The 1,202-nt window shown below is 46.0% G+C and carries 1 pseudogene; it reads right to left on the bottom strand.

Annotated features, from left to right (window positions below):
- A pseudogene (locus FW757_RS23055) lies at nucleotides 1-1,202 on the bottom strand (contractile injection system protein, VgrG/Pvc8 family); the annotation flags it as partial.

Genomic DNA, 1,202 nt, shown 5'->3' with positions numbered 1-1,202 from the left:
CCAGGTCCCTTAGCTTCAACGATAAAGTATTCTAGCACGTTGCCATTTTTATCCCGCTTAGCCCATACTTGGTCAAAACCGGGGCCCGGACCAAAGCCTAGCTCCATTTTCGCAGGTGGCGGGGGCTTATAAAAGTGTTTTGCCATATAGGCACTTGCTGCTCGTTCACCTTTAACTTCGGTAAGTTTTGCTTTAAATGCACCAATGCGATGGCTTGAGTCACCATTTTTAATAGCGTCATCTAGTTTGTTCTTATAAGCCGTTTCATAAGCAGCTAAGTTTTTATAATGGGCATCAAGGGCTGGGTTTCTGACTCGCTTAAGCGCTGCAGCCCCTTTTAAATCATTCCCTTTCGGCGGCTTAAGCTCATTGGCAACGGTTTTCTTCGGTTTACCCACTACACCTGTACTTGCCGGTGGCTCAAACTCATCGAGGGCTTTATTTACGCGATTGCCGATATCGTTTGCGGCGGTTTTAACGCCTTGGTCAATTTTTGGGGTGACTTCATCAAGCTGTTTGACCATGGCTTGCATGCCGTCAATGGCTGAGTCTGGCAGTAGGAGGTCGTATTTCCAGCTGGTTGAAATATCATTAAGAGTATCTCTAAAGCTTTTAATAACTGCTTTTACTTCACTGGCGGCTTGCTTGCCCAAATTTTGCCAGTTTATTTCCCGTAAGTATTTTACTGGGTCGCCTTTACCGAGCTTGCGTAGCACTGCAATGGCGGCTTCCATTGACTCACCACTATTTTTAATTACAACTTTACCCACACCTTTTATAGCAGAGCCTAATAATGGAACCAAACCAATGGCGGTTAGGGTAAAGGCTATCCAACCGTCGCTGTCATTGGCTTTGTCATCATCGGTGAGTAATACGGTATTTGCACAAATATCACGAATGTCCATGATTTGGTCAACCACCGGTATCATCGAGATAATGGTACCCACAACGATTTGTGAGGTGCTGGGGTTTTTATTAAAGTCACCTTGCAATGTGCCCCATAGCCAATCACCGGCTTGGTTGGCTAAATTGCCTGCTTCTTCCAGCTTTGCGGTGTTACCGCTATTAATCATGTGCACGGCATCGGCGGTGGTTATTTGCCCATACAACGGGTTTGGTGTGGTGTTATCCTCTGGCTGATAATCGCGGCTGTCTTCGCCGTATTTAACACTGAACTGACCGCTGGGAATATTGGTAAGTTG

The organism is Pseudoalteromonas sp. 1181_04 (genome assembly GCF_052850545.1).
Note: the sequence above shows the minus strand (reverse complement) of the source record. Positions and strands in the feature narration are given on the sequence as shown.